Consider the following 18276-nt stretch of genomic DNA (forward strand, 5'->3'; position numbering starts at 1 on the left):
TTACTTTGCTCCATGTTTCCTGTTGTTAAAAGGTAAATACTATTTATACCCTTTTACAGGAACGCGCTGTTCTCCCAGGCCACTGTAAACACCCGGGAATTCAAACATACGGTCTTGCCCTTAGTCCAGCCCCAAGGCAGGTGGGGCACCATAATCAATTCCTTTCACTTAAAAACTACGATTATGGAAAAGACAGTCAAACAACCAGCAAAAGTAAAAGGAGCATTCCTGAACAGAGTAGCCGAAGTAAAGCTAACTTACCGTTCGAAGGTAAAGCCATCGGAAAGGCCCCAAGTCACCAGCTCTTCCGACAGCTACTGCATCCTGAAAAAGAGTTGGGACACAGGTAAGCTGGAGTTTGTCGAGCAGTTCAAGGTGCTATTGCTCAACAGGGCCAACCGGGTGCTGGGCCTCTACGAGCTCTCCACCGGCGGGGTGGCAGGCACCGTGGCCGATCCCAAGCTGGTCTTTGTAGCGGCCTTGAAAGCCTGTGCTTCAGCTATCGTTCTGTGTCACAACCATCCATCGGGCAATACCAAACCAAGCGCAGCAGACCTGGCATTAACAAAGAAGATGAAGCAGGCCGGGGAGGTACTCGACATCGCCGTGCTGGACCACATCATCCTGACCAGTGAAAGTTATTATTCCTTTGCAGACGAAGGGCTCCTGTAGCCTTCGTCCTCTCCCCGGTAATTATCTGTATATCTTACAGGGCACCTGTACCCTCTCATGGCTGTGTAGAGCCGGCCTGGTTACGGCACTTCATAGTGCTATGGGTGAAGCTTATACTGACGCTGGCTCACCTCTTGTCAAAAATTATTCAACCAAATAGTTTAAAATATTATAGCTTAATTCTAATTTTACACAACTAGCCTCACCCTTGAAATGTTCTGACACCCTGACCTGCCGGCCGGGCTCCGGATGTACGCTCCGCTACCGGCTAACAGAAAGTAAAATAAAACTATGAAACCAATCTTTGCGTCCCCTTTCGTCCGGATTGATTATGATCAGTCGGACCAGATCATCGAAGTGAAATGGTTGCAACAGCCACCCAGTAGTGAGTTCCGCAGGTGTATAAGGTTAATCCTGGATTTCGCATTGGCCAGGAACATATTTCGCTTTCTCTTCGATGTCCATAAGCGCAATTACCTGCCCCTGCAGGATCAGAACTGGCTGCTGCAGGACATCGTGCCCCTGTTCAGGAACAGGAAAGTCCGGCTGGCCTATATCGTGGGAATAAAGAATATTGAAATGATGGACATTTTCCACCTTAAAGATACGGTAGCCAGGTATAATACCTTTCAGGTCGAATTGTTTTTCACTAAACCGGAAGCCAGGCAATGGCTTGTGCACCCTGTGGATATCGGGGTCTGACTTAACCTTAAAAAGAATTTTTACTGTTATACCTACGGGACCCTGCGTTTACCCTGTCCCTGCAGGTAACGCTTCCTAATTGCTTCTGCCCTGCGCCCCCGAAGCTCCAGCAATAACAGGCAGGCAGTCACCTGCCAGCCAACACACACCGTGCCTGGTGTATACCAGGCAGCTACGCCGGAGCCGGTGAGAAAAAATGACCTGCGCAGTAATTACCGGCTTTACTCACCAACATTCAGGCAAAAGCCGAACAAACGGGTAAGTCTCTGAAAACAAAAAGCCCCGCAACGACCTGGTATACAGGACTTACATTGCTTCCGGCAATACGACCAGCAGAGAGCAGGACAGCATGATGCCCCGTTACTCATACAACAGGGAGACATACATGCCGATACTTGTAGCATGAAGTTTCTTCCAGGGTGCAGTTCTATCGTCCCTGTAAAAGGTAACCTGGTCTTTGGGTATTTTCGCAAAAGTCATCAGGGAATTCCCGTTCAGTCTGTTTGCCTCGTTAATCCATTCCAGTGCTACAGCAAAATCCTCCTCCAGTTTAATATTGTATTGCGCCAGATTGACTTTAATCCAGCCTGTGTGGTGCGGCGGTATCTTCACTACGATATCCCTGTCAAGCAGGCTTTTATGGGGCAGGCTGTTTCTAATGGAGTAGATACGGACCCTGATTGCCACTGCTAAATTTCCGGAACCATGTAACCCAAAATTGAAATCCTTCAGGTATACCGGGTATTTCCCCGAACGAAAATTATTGCCTATTTCCTGCCCCGTCACCCCACTTAACAGGGTGTCCAGCGGCTCAAATTCGTGCCATAAAGCAGCACCTTTGCTCATATTATAACCGACTTTAACTTCTTTCCACCTGACACGCTTAGCCCTGACCTCGATTGTTCCAAGTGCTACAGGCGTTGGAGAAAGGTAGAATGTTTTGTTATATACATTTTGATTTACTTCATGAACTTCCCTTTTCAATCCCCCATTTATAATTTTCTTTACAGGTAGGGAGAGATTACTATAGCCGATTGCCGAGAAGGTGAGTGTGTCTGTTAAGTGATGTTCCTTTAAACGTAACTTAAACCTGCCCATTGCATCTGCCGTAATGCCCGTGCCACTATTCTTTATACTGACAGCAACAAAGGGTATTGCCTGGCCATTCTCTGTACTTTTAACTGTCCCCTCTATTGTGTACGCCTGTGCATACAACACCACACAAGGTAACATCAGGAGCAGTGTTCCGATCAGTCTATGCAGGGCAAATGAGAGGATAGCCAAGTGTTTTATAAGCCTTAGGTTAACTATTGGTATATAACTTAATACAACATAGAATATTATGCTACCTTGATTTATATTTCGGGATTCTTCAAACACGGCATTCCCTGCTACCTGCGCCATGTTGCTTATGACATGGCTTTCTGTTTTACATCATTCAATTAACTATAGTATACTGACTTCAGAATTGAGCCTAAATCTTCAGAGGGTATCAATGTATTCATAAGCTGGCCCTGTAGGGTAGAGAAGACAACAGAAGTAGTCACTTTAACCATTGATAAGAGGAATCCCGAACCAGTTAAAATAGCAGGAAACTACAACTATAAGTCTTCGAGTCCCACCTACTTTTGCATCAGATAAGAAAATAGTTAACGTTGGGATATGGTAAATTCCTAACGCAGTACACTCAATCTTCATTAGTTTGTGCTAAAGCCCGCCACTTATGGCGGGCTTTTTCTATACACCGGGTTAAGCTTAACCTTTCCAGTACAATATATTATGTCGTGTGACGGGTTTCCTGGTTTTGCCGGGATGAATAACGATGGGATTGGCGTAGTCATTAACGCCTTAACCGACCTGAACAGCGAGCCGGAAGGCCTGCCGGTGGCCTTTGTAACGAGAGGGATTCTTAACCAGGGCTCCGGTGGAAAAGCGTTGGATTTTGTTAAAAGTAACACGCCACCGGCCGGTTTACATCCTGTTAATCAATCTACTGCAGTATAGCGAACATACCAGTGTATCAACTGCCACTGAACGAAACAGATCCGATCAGGCACTGAATACGGCATAGACTATGAAAAAAATGAGGGCAGTATTCCTGTTTATATGGAAGAGCCTATTGTCAGCCGGATATCAGGGGAAAAGAAAGCACAGGCAGCCCTGATCGTTCCTTTATCCCGGCGCCAGGGGCTGCGGTGGAAAGTAACGGCCGATTGCTGCTAAGGCGGTCACTTTCTTCTTCCCCGGGTACCAGAACTGACCTGCATTTACTAAGAGAAACGCTGACATGAACAATTAAAAGGGGCCGGTAATTGGTAACGGTCCCGTAACAGCATAAGCAGTCACTATAGGGCCCGGACACCCGGGCGGCTTGGATGCTTAGCCTGCCCCTCTCCTGCCTGCCGGAGAACGGGAAGTGCCGGAACGCACGGGGGATGAGCCCCTGCACGTTTGGCATAAAAGAACAGGAAGGCAATCCCCCCGGCAGCCTTAGCAGAAGAACAACGGAGGTATATTCATACACAAGTAAAAAACAAGGCCCTCCGGGGAGGGCCTTGTTTTATGAAAAAGATTAGTAGCCGGGGTTCTGTTCCAGCTTAGGATTGGCTTGCGTCTCTACCAGCGGTATCGGGAGAATCGTCTTGTTGGATCCATACGCCTGTAGTTTATTATTCCCATTAGCAGGAATGTCCTTCTTATTTCTTAACAAATCAAACATCCCGTGCCCTTCAAATGCCAGCTCTCTTCTCCTCTCAAGAAGCACAGCTTCCAGGAGTTCGCCATTGTCTGCAAAGTCGGACGGTTGAAAAGCAGTGGCGTTTGCTCTTGTTCGGATTTCGTTCAGAAGCGCTACCGCTGTCTCATTCACTGTTGCACTTGCTAACGATTGTTTGGCTAGTGCTTCCGCTTTTGTTAGCACAACTTCGGCATAACGGATAACCGGAACCCACTGCGAATTATCTGTGTACTTCAGCGTATAGGTTTTACCTTCTTCTTTTTTAGTCAAAGCGGCAACACGAAGATCCGTACTGTTTGCAGGGAAAAGACTCAGGTAAGGGTCAACCGAAATATCCCGGCGTCTACCATAATGCTGCCCTAAGGCATTGTTCGTATTCGGGTTATCGTTCAGGTTATGGGCCACAGAGAAAATGGATTCCCAGGTTGTGTAATCAGTGAATACCGTAACAGGTGAGGGATTCAGTTTATACCCCATCGCATCCACCTTCGCGGCCTGCTCCAGCGCCTTAACATTATCCCCTTTGTAAAGATACAGACGCATCAGCAGTGCTTCTGCAGCACCCTTTGTTGCCCGGGCAACATCTGAAAATATTACCCCGGTTCTGGCTGGCAGATTTTGTGCGGCGAACTGAAGGTCCTGCTCTATCTGGGCATAAACCTGTGCAACCGAACTTCTGGCAAGCTGCGCCTCAGGTGTGAATGCAGATGAGGCATCAAACGCTTTGAGCGCTATTGGAATACCCAAATGTGATCCATTTGTCGTAAAGGTATAAGGCTGTGCAAACAGGTTCACTAAATACCAATGGTTTAACGCTCTCAGAAATTTCGCCTCCGCTTCATACTGTTTTGCCAAAACCTCCGTAGGAACCTTTGCCCGGTTCGCCTCCAGGGCCTGCAAAAATAAATTCGTCGTGTAAATGGCCCGGTATCCGCCCGTCCAGGCATTGGTTACAGTACCATCACTCGATAAGGTATTGAACAGGCCTATGTTCCCAAAGTAAGTAGCCGGGTCCGTATCTGCCCCCCGGATATCTGAGTAGATCAGGGCACGCCCCCCCAGGAACTCCGCATTCTGCGTATCATCGTACATCCCGACAACAGCTTTCTCAATTCTTTGAGGTGTCGTAAATGCTGAATCGGGAGACAGGTTCTCAATAGGCTCCTTTTCAATGATGTCACAGGAAGGAGCAGCCAGGGCCAGTGCGCCAAGCAACAATGATGTTGTTATCGTTTTTCTAACTGGTTTAATCATGATTGAAATTAAAATTAAAGGCCAATATTCACACCAAATGTAACGCTACGCGCCTGCGGAATTGATCTGTTGTCAACACCATAGGCAATGTTCACGTTTCTGTTGGTGTTCACTTCCGGGTCAAACCCTTTATAAGCAGTTAATACAAAGACATTCTGAGCTTGTGCATAAAAGCGGAGGGTGCTTATGCCGGCTTTATTGGTTAGTTCTGAAGGGACATTATATCCTATGCTGAGCTGGCGTAGTCGCAGAAAATCTCCGTCCTCTAACCAACGGGTTGATAGACGGGTGGAGACGTTATCCTGCAGGTACAGTCTTGGAACATCCGTAACGTCACCTGGCTTCTGCCATCTTTCCTTAATTTCGTTAAGGTTATTGTTCATGTAGTTTGTCATCAAACCGGCACGGGTCTGATTCAGAATTTTATTTCCACCACTGAACTGGAAGAAGACACCAAAGTCAAAGTCCTTGTACCTGAAGGTATTGTCGACACCGCCAAACCACTTCGGATATGGATTACCGGCAAACACGGCGTCATCCCCGGTGATCTGGCTTGTTTCAGAACCGTCCAGCAGATAGTATTTCTGGGTGGCAGGGTCGTACTGCTTCACAACACCATCTTTAGACAGGAACATAGCCATGCCGTTATCCGGGTTCACACCGGCCCAACGAATCAGTTTGAACTCTCCGATGGCATACCCCACTGCTGCCTGGCTGGAGCCACTCACGACCGGCACATCGTTATAAAGGCTTGTAACTTCGTTCTTAACTTTGCTGAAGTTGAAGTTTGTCGACCAAGAGAAGTTGTTCTTCTCAATATTGACGGTGTTTAAGGCAAGTTCGAAGCCCCTGTTATTCATCGAGCCGATGTTTGTGCTTACGGATGCTCCCGGAATACCAGTCGTTCTCAGTACAGGTGCATTCAGGACAAGGTCAGTAATTTCAGTATTGAAATAGTCGAACGTCAGTCCTACACGGTCCTGCAACACGGACAGGTCAAAGCCAATGTCCAGTTTATTCGAAGTCTCCCACTTCAGGTTGGCATTCCCGACCTGCACCGGGCTTAGTCCGTTCTGCTCCACATACAACCCGCCGCCATACAAGGTGCGGGAAGCAAAATCCGCGATATTAGAGTTTCCTACAATACCATAGCTGGCACGGAGTTTCAGGTCATTCAGGAAGTCAACCCCGTCCAGGAAGCTTTCTTCGGAAATTCTCCAGCCAACTGAGCCGGCAGGAAAATAGCCTCGTTTGTTGTTTACCCCGAACCCGGAAAATGCATCCGCACGGAAGGCTACCTCAGCATAATACTTATCACCAAAGTCATAAGATAAGCGACCAAAATAAGAATCAAAACCGTTATGTGTCCTCGCACCATCGGAACCAATCTGTTCTGCAAATGTGCCTGTAATGATATCTTTGAAGAAAGGATCTGCAAAGTCTCCCGCATAGGCACCAATGGAGTTTTGTACGACTTCCTGGTATTCGATACCACCGGTTGCAGCAATGTTATGTTGCCCGGCCAGTAAGACACTGTAGGTAGCGTAATTCGACCAGTTCCACTGGTTCCGGGTCAGGTTGTTGGTCTGAACCAGTCCGTTGTAACTCCATCCCAAACCTGCGATACGGGGATCACTGTACTGGTCTTCGAAGTTCTGGATATAGTCAATGCCGAACTTGGAAGTTACCTTTAAGTTTTTGACCGGTTGCACTTCCAGGTACGCATTGCCCAATATCCGCTGGGAGGTATTTTGGTTTCGCTGCAGATCAAGGGTTGCCCTGGGATGATAGAACCTGTTGAGCAGGTAGGCCTGGTCATTGGCGCCATTGCCTAAATAGCCGGTTGAATTCAGGTAATAGAAGCCATCATTGCCATAAACAGGCAGGTTGGAAGGGGCATTCAGGCCAGCCACACCAACACCGGCCAGGTATCCTTCCGCCAGCACGCCGTTGTTCAACGTCCTGGTAAAGCTCGTACTGATGCCCGCTTTCAGCCAGTCCTTTGGAGTTACATCCAGGTTCAAACGTGCTGCCCCCCTTCTGAGGCGGTTAGCTACCACCACACCACTTTGGTCTGAGTAGGAAACAGAACCATAGTAGGAAGTTTTTTCATTCCCCCCGGACAACGAAAGCTGGTGACTCTGCACCTTGCCTTTTCTGAAAACCTGATCAATCCAGTTTGTTCTGTCCGGTATTCCATCGCCGTTGATGTCTACGTTCCCGGTGATCACACTCTTCGGGTCATCCACACCGAAACGATTGGAAGCTTTTTCATTCTGGATCGTGATAAAGTCGTCCCCGTTCAGCAGGTCGGGACGTCTGACAATTTCATTGTAACCGGTGTAGAAATCATAGGTAATTCTGGTGGTTCCCGTTTTACCTCTTTTGGTCGTTACCAGGATAACCCCGTTGGCTGCCCTTGAACCATAAAGCGCGGAGGCGGCGGCATCTTTCAGGACTTCAATCGATTCAATATCATTGGGGTTCAGGTCGGCCAGTGGGTTATAGCGGGTACCGTTACCCCCGTTAAACGTGTTCAGGTTACTTACCTGGGCCATTGGCACGCCATCTATTACATAAAGAGGCTGGGAGCTGTTGGATATGGATCCGACACCGCGGATTCTCACGGTAACCCCATCCGCTAGCATACCGGATGAGTTCGTAATCTGCACACCGGCTGCCCTGCCGCTTAACGCCTGGTCAAAACTCTGAACAGGCTGGTTCTCAATTTTGGCCGCTGAAATGCTGGTAATTGACCCGGTGACATCTTTGACATCCTGCACACCATACCCCACGACAACGACCTCCTGCAGCTGTTTGCTGTCTGCTGAAAGTGCGACGTTCAACACGTTGCCCGTGATCGGCCGCTCCGTCGTCACATAACCGATAAAGCGGAACTGCAGGGTATTCCCGTTTTCCGGCACATTGAGGGAGTATGTACCGTCGTAGCCTGTGGTGATCCCCATAGAAGTACCTTTCACGATCACTGCTACTCCGGGTAGTGGCTGCCCATCGGCTGCGTCAGTAACTGTCCCGGAAACAGTCCGGCTCTGCCCCCACGCCTGGCTAACAAGCGTAAGAAACAGAGCCAATTTCATAAGTATGATTTTTCTCATAAATTGGTTAGTTAAAAGATTGATGATTAATGGTTAAAAAGGTGATACATATATCGGTGCCACAACATCAGAACCCATTTTTTCCACTGCCCCTGTTTTCACCTGTTTTTACATGGCGACAAAATCCTGTTCCGGGAGATGAGCAGCCGCTGGCTTTGACAAGGACATGGATTTCACTGATCGGTGCAGGTATTTCGTCCTCCATGCCCCAGCTGCTTCCCGCTACTCTTACAGCGCATGCAACTTCTTCCGGACCAGTTACCGGGAAAGGCCGGGCTGCTAAGTTTCCTGCAGCTGATCTGGTTTATTCCTTTTGCAAAGAAGGGCAGTCTTTTCTGCAGATTGGTTGTAATATCCTGCCAATTGCTGCAGCTCAGAAGCGGAAACTTGCCTTGGGGTTGAGATGCCTTGTAAACTTTGTACTTTGCTAGCTGTTACGATGGTCTGCAGTGTGAATACAGAAGGCTTTCCTTCACATGAATAAATAATGGCCATTTACCGGACAGTGTAGGTAGTAATTCAATAACAGGCCATTTTGATTTGCAGCGGTAATAAACTGTAGCCGCTTACCGGAAACTAATAAGAATTGAACACCATGAAACATACCATTGCTTATTCCATTTTGGAGCTTGCCGTTGTAGCGCAGGGAGAAACCATACAACAAACCCTGCACAACGCACTGGCCTTAGCTAAGGAAGCAGAAGCACATCACTACAAACGTATCTGGTTTGCCGAGCACCATAACTCCGATAATATTGGCAGCAGCGCTACGTCCCTGCTCATTGGGTACGTAGCCGAAAACACCTCCACCATCCGCGTGGGCGCAGGTGGTGTGATGCTGCCGAACCATTCCCCATTGATTGTAGCCGAACAGTTTGGTACGCTCGCCCACTTATATCCTGACCGCATCGATCTGGGGCTTGGAAGGGCACCCGGCACCGACCAGCAGACTGCCCGCGCTATCCGGTCGGATTTTATGGAAGCGGCCCATTCCTTTCCACTGGAAATAGAGAAAATTCAGCAGTATTTCTCTTTAGAAAATAAAGTAGCAAAAGTACGGGCTCCTATTGCAGAAGGGACAGCTGTTCCGTTGTATGTATTGGGCTCGACAACCGACAGTGCCCATATAGCAGCTGAGAAGGGATTGTCTTATGCTTTTGCCAGCCATTTTGCATCCACGCATTTGCACAATGCTTTACGTATCTATGAGCAGGAGTTCCAGCCTTCCGTGTTTCTAGAGAAGCCCTATACCATGGCCGGGGTAAATGTCTTAGTGGCTGACACTGATGAAGAAGCTGAAAAACTGTTCACTTCCCTGATCAGGATGTTCGTGGGTGTATTAACCGGACACAGAGATCCCTTACCACCACCCTCCGAAATGAGTGAAGAGTTAAAGCAGGTGCTGCAGCATCCAACCCTGCACCAGATGCTCAGGTATTCGTTTGTCGGCAGTAAGCAGGCTGTTAAGAAGCAGATCAGGGAATTTCTGGAAAAAACGGAAGTAAATGAGTTGATAACGGTTTCTACGATGTTTGATCTGAATGACCGTTTAAAATCTACCAGGCTATTTGCTGAAATTATGACGGAGATAAATGAAAAAAGGTAAAGGGAAGTAAGGTATCGATTAGCAGGTTTCAGAAGAAAACGGGCCGGCACAAGTCAGGGTTAACCTGTTGCCAGAAAACTCATCCCTCCCCTGATCAACAGGCCGGCTAGCCTGTTTTGTGCTCCCGTTACTAAAAAGCCGCTCCATTAGAGGTGGAGCGGCTTTTTTAATTTGATAGATTCCCTGTTTGATCAGAAAAGCATTGAACAAGCTTTTGGATTGTGTGACGGCAATTTGAGAAAGAATATCAAATAAAAAGACGTAGTTGCTACCTTCATTGCATCTTATTAGGCATAGTATTTTTAGCATAAACACATTTTAGCGCCTTGTCCCTTCCCAAATCAATAACAAGAGATAGTCCTTTAAATCAAGCCAATAAATCTTAATTAAGAAATTCTTAGTAGCTTTGTGGATTTAATTAAAAGCCTGGCAACTACATCACCCTTAATTGCTTATATGAGAACAATCTATACCCTGATTCTATTCCTGTTTCTTTTTCACACTGCTGCCTTAGGTCAATTTGATGCCCGTAAAGTACTTGTCGACTACTCTTTCAAAAGTAGTCCTAATACCTTGGCGGTTGGGGATCTGAATAATGATAATCGGCCAGACTTAGTTGTTACCAGTGATCAGTACAGCGCATCCGCCTCCTATTTTATATCTAACGCGAATGGTACATTTACTGAAATACCACTGGCCGGCTCCGCCAAACAAGGCAATATCAGTGTCATTGAGGTAATGGACCTGGATGGTAATGGCTATAAAGACATTGTGGCCTTGACAAAGAACAGCTATACGTATGGCACCAACAGGGTGATGGTATGGTACAATGACAATGGAAGTCTGGCTGGTTCACCACAAATCCTGATTGATAACCTAGCTGAAAGTGGCTACACTCATAACCTTCACTTTTACGACATGAACCGGGATGGTAAAACAGATATTGTCCTGTCTGGTTTACATCCATCTTATAAAGTGGTCTGGCTGCAGAACAGAGGACGCTATAGCTCCTGGCCAGTAAATCAAGTAGATCAAATCGATGCTATACAGCACATATTAGTGGCTGATCTGGATGCTGACGGTTCCCCTGAAATTGTCAATGGTTGGAATATATTTACCGGTCCAAACTTTTCAACGAAAAAGAGCTTTGAGCGGGATGATATGCCAATGACGGCAGCTGACATGGATCGCGACGGAGACCTGGATATTGTTGCGGGTCCATATGACATATCTAACACACTTGCCTGGTATGAAAATAAAGGCAACCTGGAATTTCAGAAACATGAAATTCCAGGTATATCGGGGTACTTCAGATCCGTTTTAGTTCAGGATTTTAACGACGATGGGTTGCCTGATATTGCCGTAGGATGCCCTACCACCTGCAGCATGAGTTTTCTTCGAAACGAAGGGAAAGGTGTATTCACCGTGTCCTCCATTACAACATCCACCCCAGGCATCATCAACCAGGGCGCAATGCGTGCTGCAGATATGGACTTTGATGGAAAGTTAGATTTGGTGACGACGGATTATGCCTGGCGAGTTGTGGGATTTTATAAAAATAATATGCCGGTTTTCGAAGGCATTCAGGCTGACTTTCGGGCCGAGGTTACTCCCTGCACTTTAACCGGAGTTGAATTCACAGACATGAGTTTAGGGCAGAATATTATCGCCTGGAACTGGTCGTTTGGCGATGGCGCTACGGCGACTTCAAAAAATGCCACTCATGCGTATGCTGCACCAGGTCAATATACTGTTACCCTGCAGGTTCGTAAAAATGATGGCACCAGCAGTTCGTTCAGCAAAACCCTAACTATTACTTCTCCCCCAACAATTGAAGATAAGTTTGAGATCTGGTACTGTGAAGGCAGCACCCCTTTTACCCTGACGATTCCTCCTGCAGAACAGGGGATGACTTATAAGTGGTATGGGGATATGAGTAGTGCAAGCCCATTAACTTATACTGGTAACACTTTCCAGCTATCACGTTATGAGATGACGATCTATGTCGAAAAGATAAATCAGGCCGGCTGTGCCAGCAAACGGGTACCAGTTTATATCCGTCAATATCTGACCCCTAAACCTCCTCTGGTAGAAGATGCTACCAGTTTCAAAGGACCTGCTACCCTGCGTTTGGAAGCCAGAGATTCTGACGGGAGAAATGATATAACTTTCTCCTGGTACGAAGCGAATCCAACCATGCATATGGGTGCAAAACCAGTTTATGTGGGGCCTGTATATGAACGTCACTTCAGTAAAACACAGCCCCTGTATGTGCAGGCTGTGAGCAACGCAGGTTGCCAGTCTCTCTCCATGACCAGGGTAACGGCTTATGTACATGAAAAGGCACCTGTAATTCCTCACTTTGCCTGGGTGAAAGCGGGAGGATCGACCAGCTGGTCTAACACGGTAGGTATTGCCGGCGACACCACCGGCACCTTATTGACCGTAGGAGATTATGCGGGTCCTGCCACAGTGACCATGGATCAAACCACTATTGCCTTAGCTCCTGCCAACAAACAAAACAGAAATTTTTATTTGTTTAAACAGGATGCCGCTGGCCGGGTGCTTGGCAGCAGCCGGATTTTGAGCCTGGTGAACGATAGTGGGTCGCTTTCTCTTCAAGGTGTCTACACGGATGCAGACAACAACATTTATTTAACAGGAAAGCTGAGCGGAACAGTTGAAATTGCAGAGAAAAGTACCTGGACAGCCAATGGCTATTTTGTTATCAAACTCAACCCTGCCGGGGAAGTACTATGGCATAAAAGAGTTGCAAGTGAGGACGGTGATTCCTATGGTTGGTCCTCTTACCAGGTAGGGATACAGGTGGCCAGGGATGGCACTATCACATGTGACCTCCTGCTGAAAGGTTCTGCCATTTTTGAAGGGCAGCAATTAGGCAGCCCCTATTACCGGTATTACCCTACCGACACCTACTGGACGCGTTATGTGTTGCAGTACAGTGCAGAAGGGACACTTACCTCCATCCGTGAAGTCGGTTCCATGGACTACTTCGTCAGGAAAACTACCTATCCTTACGATGATTATTTTGTAGGCCCTTCCTTCACGGCATCAGACGAAGCGAATGCACTTTATCAGACCGGTGCGTTCAAATCCCGAACATGGGTTGGGACGGAAACGTTGCATGGGTCTTATGCTGACACCGTGTTTACCACAGTATTGATTAAGTATGGGACTGATGGGAAAAAGATCTGGCATAAAACGATTGCATCAGGTTCCTTTGGGGCTACGCCCAGGAAAGTGCTTTACCATAATAAGTCCATATATGTGCTTGGAACAACTACCGTAAAAAATAATGCAACCACCCGAATCGGAAATACTTTTACTACTTTTATCGATAATGCCCAGGTTTTTCTAGCCAGGTTTGATACGGATGGCAATTTGATCTGGGTCAAAGCAATTGAAGGAAAGCAGGCTGCTGCCGTGGATGCCTATGACTTATTACTAGATAAGCTAGGTGATCCATATATAATAGGTGCATCCACAGGGCCTACATCCTTTGATGGATTGATGCTGCAACCCCCTACCACACCGGGTAGCCCCTTTTCCTATGTGGTTAAATACACAGCACAGGGTGAACTTAGCTGGGCCAAAGCCATCGGTAATGTGACTTCTTATTCGCAAAAGCAGGTGTACCGCTTACATGGGGCATTTGATAGTGAAAATCAATTGGTGATCCACAGCAACTATCACAAAACAATCATCCTGGATGATTTTGTGCTTCCGCAGGGCACCGCTACGACGTTGTCCTCCTCGTTATATACAGCTAAAATAGGTTACAAACTGACAGCCGCCATGCAAGTAGAACAAACTTGTCCGGGACAACCGGTTTCTTTTCAGGACCTGAGCCAGCATACACCTACAGAGGAAGTAATAAGCAGGGAATGGAATTTTGGGGATGGGACATCTTCAAAGTCAGCCCAGATAAGCCATACTTATAATAAACCTGGGCAGTATCTGATTACACTGTCTATACAGGGTAGCAAAGGGAACACAAGCTCTATCCAACAAACCATTACAGTAAAAGAAGCACCACTTGCCACCATCTCTGCAAATGGCTTGCAATTAACAGCATCTGAGGGCGAATCTTACCGCTGGTTCAGAAACGATTCGCTGATGCTGGAATCTTCTAACATGCTGGTAGTTTCAGAGAGTGGAAAATATAAAGTAGGCGTTAGTGTAGAAGGATGTGAAATCATGTCAGAAGAAGTTCAGATCACTGTAGCTGATACGGAAGGCGAAGTAACCGCTTTTCCAAATCCTGCCTCTACCGCCTTTACCCTTGAGTCAAAAGAACATAAGATGTTAGGTTATAGTATTTACAATACCAATGGCCACTTAATGATGCAGCAAAAACTTACCGCTGTGTTAACACAAATCATTGACGTCAGAAAATTACTGACTGGTTTGTACATCATGCAGATCGAATTAGAAAACGGCACGTACGTCTCTTATAAATTTTTGAAGAACTAAAAATGACAGTTGTTCTATTCCAATGATCTGAAAAAAAAATGATACTGTTGCTCCTAACTTTTTAGTTTGTCCATATCAACAAGTATCTTAATCAAGAAATAGGCTCCTGTATAGCGGGAGCCTATTTCTTGATTAAGATTTTCATATAGAAATGACAATCCTTTTATATTATACAATTCAATCAATAAATCAGGCCCTACAAACAGTTTAAGCTTGCCTGCTATGCAAAGTACTATAAAACTTGATCTGAGACTTATATAGTACTTAACATGATAGGACTTATCCTGCTGTTGAATCTGTAGTGTAGGTGAATGGCCTTACTTCTTTACTTCCTCTTTGGGAAGCTTAAAAACTATCGGTATAACATTTCTAACTAAAACCACCCGTCCATTCTGCTTTCCCGGGCTCCAGGCAGGCATGCTTTGAACGACCCGCATGGCTTCGGTATTCGTGCTTTCGCTCAGCCCTTTTAGAACTTTAATATCAGTTAGTTCTCCGGCCTTACCCACTACAAATGAAACGACTATTAAGCCCTCTAATTTATTCTCCAGTGCATCCTTTGGATACTTTAAGTTAGATGCCAAATACTTTTCCATTGCTGCCTGCCCTCCCGGAAATCCAGGCATCTGTTCTACATACTCATATGGTCTTTCAACGGGAGGAGGTAATACCTTCGCAGTAATCGTAACCGGAACCGTTACCTGCGCAGCTACCGGTTGACCACCATTTTGCCCTGGCTTCCAGCCCGGCATAGACAGCGCAGCTTTGATGATTGCCTGCTCCAATACTTTGTTGGCTTCTACCTGCCGTTGCTCTTGCGGTATAAACGTTTCAGCTATGGTCGCTTCGGTCACCTGACCTGTCTTGCCAATAACCAGGCTAAGGGTTACGACGCCTCCCTGGCTCCTGCTTACTTCAGCTAATGCTCGTTCAAAGTATGGATTTACAGCCTGAGTGCCACCAAGCAAGGTTGGCAACTGATCTACCTTGGTGTAAACTTTATCCGTTGCCTGCTGTGCCACTGTTTCTGTCATGGCTTCTACTCCTACCTGTAAAAATAAGGCACAGACTAATCCTTTCGTAAATGTATAATTCATATAATATGTAACTAATGGCTTAAGTTATTAAATCACTTCAAGAACTGCTTTTTATATTGACTGTTGAAGATAAGGCAAATACTGACAATGTAAATAGGTTTTTGGGGTGCTCATATAGTAGCATTAATAGAAAGTGTAACGGTAAAATTTAGCTTCAGAAGGCTGCCCGTTAGCATAAAGAACTACTATACCCTCCAATAGCCCTTGAGCATTGTAATAATAATTGGTTATAGTGCCTCCTTTGCTTTCCTTTAAGGTTGCCCTGCCAGCTGCATCGCGCTGATAGGTAACATGATGGTATCCTGTCTCTTTTAAAAGCTTGCCAGCCGGATCATAAGTGGAGGTACTTAAAGGTACGCGCCTGCCTTCAGCGGAACGGGCTATCTTATCTAACAAAGGAAAAAAACCATACTTTGTAAACAAAAGCCTGACGGCTTCAGGATGCTGCTGCAGGTATTGAAATACTTCCAGCTCAAAATCCAGTTCCCCGGATTCTACCAGTTTCCCTTCTACCACCCTGTCATAGTAATAATCCGGCTCTCTTAATCCTTTGGGGGAGTACGACAAATGGTCTCTCCGCAGAATGGTTTTATCGGCTGCAGTATATGATCTGGTTAGCTCTACCGTCTCATAAGAACTATATTTTCGGCGGGTCTCCTGGTAGGTCGTATCATTTTTAAGCCAGGTTCGGGTAGTAGTTTCCCGTACCCATTTATTTGTGGAAGTATCCCAGTAAAAACCGCCGGCAGGCCCTTTCTTATCAGGCACATAGCGGTGTTGGTATCGCAGCATCCAGGTAATACTATCTCTATTAGCATCTCCATCCTTGCTAAAACCATCGTAATGGGTAGACGTCTCTAGTGCCCCATTTTTGCCATATGCATGATCTACTCTCTTGATCAGTTCGTCCGGATCAGCAGATTCGATTCGTTCTAACCGGCCTTGCTTATCAAATAGCTGATAGCTGGACAAATACCGGGGGTCGGTCAGTTTACCATTGTGGTAATGATCAGATTCAATAAATACCTCTTTGACTCCTTTTCGTTTGTAAAGCCTGGCTATATCCTCGCCATACGCATGATCCAGTTCCTGCTCCTGTGCTGTAGTGGTGAAGGGAAAAAAGAAAAGAATAGCTGCAAAGCGTAGTTGCTTAAGACAAGAAAAATTAATGTAGTACATGTTAAGGGCAGCGTGATGAATTTATTATGTAGTGTTTTAACTAAGTGTGCCTCTCTCCCCGCTCCTGTAATAGTTTCTGAGCAAGTTGAACATCTAACTTACTCCATTCATCCGGATTATTGATTATTTCTGAAAGCTCCTGGTTTGAAAAACCAAAAAGATAGTACGCTGGATCAATGTTTTCAATTAATGAGTGTAAAAACTCAGCTTGTAGTCTGTCAGCAGTTGCAAAATCTTCTTTTTTGAGTTTGACCCAAAATTCCTTCTCGTGTTCACTATTTAAGAATATTATATCCGGGGCCGGAGAATGGTTTTCTATTTGATATTCAATGCTATCATTCTGAAGGAGTTCAACAAGCTGAGTAGCTTCCTTCTCATTGAAATATTTTTGATATAGGATAAAGGGGACTGTATTTACCGGCTCATTAACAGGAACGCTATGTGTTGTAAATAAATCATTCTCAATCACTTCCACACCTACCCCTCCCCTTAATTTTAATACTTTATGAAGCGTTTTGATAAACAGGATGCTATAGACCGAACTAGACAATAAAAAGGTAAGAAACCATGCGCCTTCTGCTCTGCTATCACTAAATATTTCTCTGTATATCATAAACGAATAATAAATACCAACAGCGCATAGGATCATCGTGACTACCATCCAGAAAATTCGTCCATTTTTTATTGCACGATAGGTCAACCACGGTATAAGCGATAGTACCAGGAAGAAGGTAACAATAACCACACTAATGATTACACCCCAAAACCCTTCACTATGGGTGCTGTCAATTGCATAGGTAGGTAGGGGGATCAAAAAGGCAGCTAATGCAGTAACTATTAGCTTGAGCTTAGATAATTGTTTCTCCATGGAAAATAGTTGGGCAGTCAGCTGTACATGAATAAGGTCACCTCTTAAAGTAGCACTTCTTATGAGAATCAAACAATAGTTTGCCAGTTTCAACACCTTGGCTGAGGTGAGCATACAATTCAAAGTTGAGGGCAGGGTGGCGTTTGCCGGGCTGCTGTGTGGCTTTGTTCTCTAAGTTAAAGGTTAAAGCCGGGCTTAGGACTTGGCAGCTATCCTGCACTATTAAAAGTTAGGTATGGCTGCGCGACTACGTTCTGAGGCCTTCCTCTCTAAGGGCCATAACCTCACCAGAAACCTGCCCGCCAGCTTGGCAGTCTAATTATTTGGATATATAGGTACCTGTATGCTTAGCGGTTGATTCGAACTGTTTATTTTTTAAAATGTACCTTCTAAACTATAGCGCGGCTAAGTGGTAAGCACCATGTTGCAGAAGTAATTATCAGAACAGGCTTCCTGAGGTTCTGAAAGCTTACACCTTTATTTTCTACAGTTTTAAAAGTATGACCATCAACGTAGGAACCCACGATACTAACCTTAACTGAATCCATATA

General features: G+C 45.9%; 11 protein-coding genes. 5 read left to right on the forward strand and 6 right to left on the reverse strand.

Translation table 11 applies throughout. The features are described 5' to 3' along the window. The first annotated feature begins 183 nt into the window (after positions 1-183). Positions 184-672 (forward strand): RadC family protein, encoded by a 489-nt coding sequence (locus H7F15_RS19000; RefSeq protein ID WP_185198587.1) that lies wholly within the window; start codon positions 184-186, stop codon positions 670-672. A gap of 291 nt (positions 673-963) precedes the next feature. Further along, positions 964-1374, forward strand: coding sequence for a hypothetical protein (locus H7F15_RS19005; protein WP_185198588.1), 411 nt, complete (start codon positions 964-966; stop codon positions 1372-1374). Between the two features lie 360 nt (positions 1375-1734). Here the strand turns inward: H7F15_RS19005 and H7F15_RS19010 are convergent, their stop codons facing one another. Beyond that, positions 1735-2778 (reverse strand): carboxypeptidase-like regulatory domain-containing protein, encoded by a 1044-nt coding sequence (locus H7F15_RS19010; protein ID WP_185198589.1) that lies wholly within the window; start codon positions 2776-2778, stop codon positions 1735-1737. A gap of 408 nt (positions 2779-3186) precedes the next feature. Between H7F15_RS19010 and H7F15_RS19015 the strand changes: the two genes are divergently transcribed. Further along, complete coding sequence (locus H7F15_RS19015) at positions 3187-3378, forward strand: hypothetical protein (RefSeq protein ID WP_185198590.1); 192 nt, start codon at positions 3187-3189, stop codon at positions 3376-3378. Between the two features lie 568 nt (positions 3379-3946). On the opposite strand, the gene H7F15_RS19020 is transcribed toward H7F15_RS19015, so the two are convergent. Both H7F15_RS19020 and H7F15_RS19025 read right to left on the reverse strand, forming a co-directional pair. Beyond that, a complete protein-coding gene (locus tag H7F15_RS19020; protein WP_185198591.1) occupies positions 3947-5365 on the reverse strand; it encodes a RagB/SusD family nutrient uptake outer membrane protein in 1419 nt (472 codons plus the stop codon). A 14-nt stretch (positions 5366-5379) separates the two neighbouring features. Then, positions 5380-8481: a TonB-dependent receptor gene (locus H7F15_RS19025; RefSeq protein ID WP_185198592.1), complete on the reverse strand. Its 3102-nt coding sequence runs from the start codon at positions 8479-8481 to the stop codon at positions 5380-5382. A 595-nt stretch (positions 8482-9076) separates the two neighbouring features. Between H7F15_RS19025 and H7F15_RS19030 the strand changes: the two genes are divergently transcribed. Next, complete coding sequence (locus H7F15_RS19030; protein ID WP_185198593.1) at positions 9077-10087, forward strand: LLM class flavin-dependent oxidoreductase; 1011 nt, start codon at positions 9077-9079, stop codon at positions 10085-10087. Between the two features lie 408 nt (positions 10088-10495). Beyond that, a complete protein-coding gene (locus H7F15_RS19035) occupies positions 10496-14581 on the forward strand; it encodes an FG-GAP-like repeat-containing protein (protein WP_185198594.1) in 4086 nt (1361 codons plus the stop codon). 317 nt (positions 14582-14898) lie between these two features. Here H7F15_RS19035 and H7F15_RS19040 read toward each other — a convergent pair whose 3' ends face one another. The 3 genes from H7F15_RS19040 to H7F15_RS19050 form a co-directional block, all read right to left on the reverse strand. Continuing rightward, positions 14899-15678 carry an energy transducer TonB gene (locus tag H7F15_RS19040; RefSeq protein WP_185198595.1) on the reverse strand — a complete coding sequence of 260 codons (780 nt, stop codon included), beginning with the start codon at positions 15676-15678 and terminating at the stop codon, positions 14899-14901. 123 nt (positions 15679-15801) lie between these two features. Then, positions 15802-16857 carry a hypothetical protein gene (locus H7F15_RS19045; RefSeq protein ID WP_185198596.1) on the reverse strand — a complete coding sequence of 352 codons (1056 nt, stop codon included), beginning with the start codon at positions 16855-16857 and terminating at the stop codon, positions 15802-15804. 40 nt (positions 16858-16897) lie between these two features. Then, positions 16898-17839 (reverse strand): hypothetical protein, encoded by a 942-nt coding sequence (locus tag H7F15_RS19050; RefSeq protein ID WP_185198597.1) that lies wholly within the window; start codon positions 17837-17839, stop codon positions 16898-16900. Between the last annotated feature and the right edge of the window lie 437 nt (positions 17840-18276).

The organism is Pontibacter sp. Tf4, from assembly GCF_014212495.1.
Taxonomy (GTDB): Bacteria; Bacteroidota; Bacteroidia; order Cytophagales; family Hymenobacteraceae; genus Pontibacter.

What these genes read in the sequence shown, in the direction of transcription:
- H7F15_RS19000 (WP_185198587.1), top strand. Translation starts at nt 184, where the DNA reads ATGGAAAAGACAGTCAAACAACCAGCAAAAGTAAAAGGAGCATTCCTG.
- H7F15_RS19005 (WP_185198588.1), top strand. Translation starts at nt 964, where the DNA reads ATGAAACCAATCTTTGCGTCCCCTTTCGTCCGGATTGATTATGATCAG.
- H7F15_RS19010 (WP_185198589.1), bottom strand. Translation starts at nt 2,778, where the DNA reads ATGGCGCAGGTAGCAGGGAATGCCGTGTTTGAAGAATCCCGAAATATA.
- H7F15_RS19015 (WP_185198590.1), top strand. Translation starts at nt 3,187, where the DNA reads ATGAATAACGATGGGATTGGCGTAGTCATTAACGCCTTAACCGACCTG.
- H7F15_RS19020 (WP_185198591.1), bottom strand. Translation starts at nt 5,365, where the DNA reads ATGATTAAACCAGTTAGAAAAACGATAACAACATCATTGTTGCTTGGC.
- H7F15_RS19025 (WP_185198592.1), bottom strand. Translation starts at nt 8,481, where the DNA reads ATGAGAAAAATCATACTTATGAAATTGGCTCTGTTTCTTACGCTTGTT.
- H7F15_RS19030 (WP_185198593.1), top strand. Translation starts at nt 9,077, where the DNA reads ATGAAACATACCATTGCTTATTCCATTTTGGAGCTTGCCGTTGTAGCG.
- H7F15_RS19040 (WP_185198595.1), bottom strand. Translation starts at nt 15,678, where the DNA reads ATGAATTATACATTTACGAAAGGATTAGTCTGTGCCTTATTTTTACAG.
- H7F15_RS19045 (WP_185198596.1), bottom strand. Translation starts at nt 16,857, where the DNA reads ATGTACTACATTAATTTTTCTTGTCTTAAGCAACTACGCTTTGCAGCT.
- H7F15_RS19050 (WP_185198597.1), bottom strand. Translation starts at nt 17,839, where the DNA reads ATGCTCACCTCAGCCAAGGTGTTGAAACTGGCAAACTATTGTTTGATT.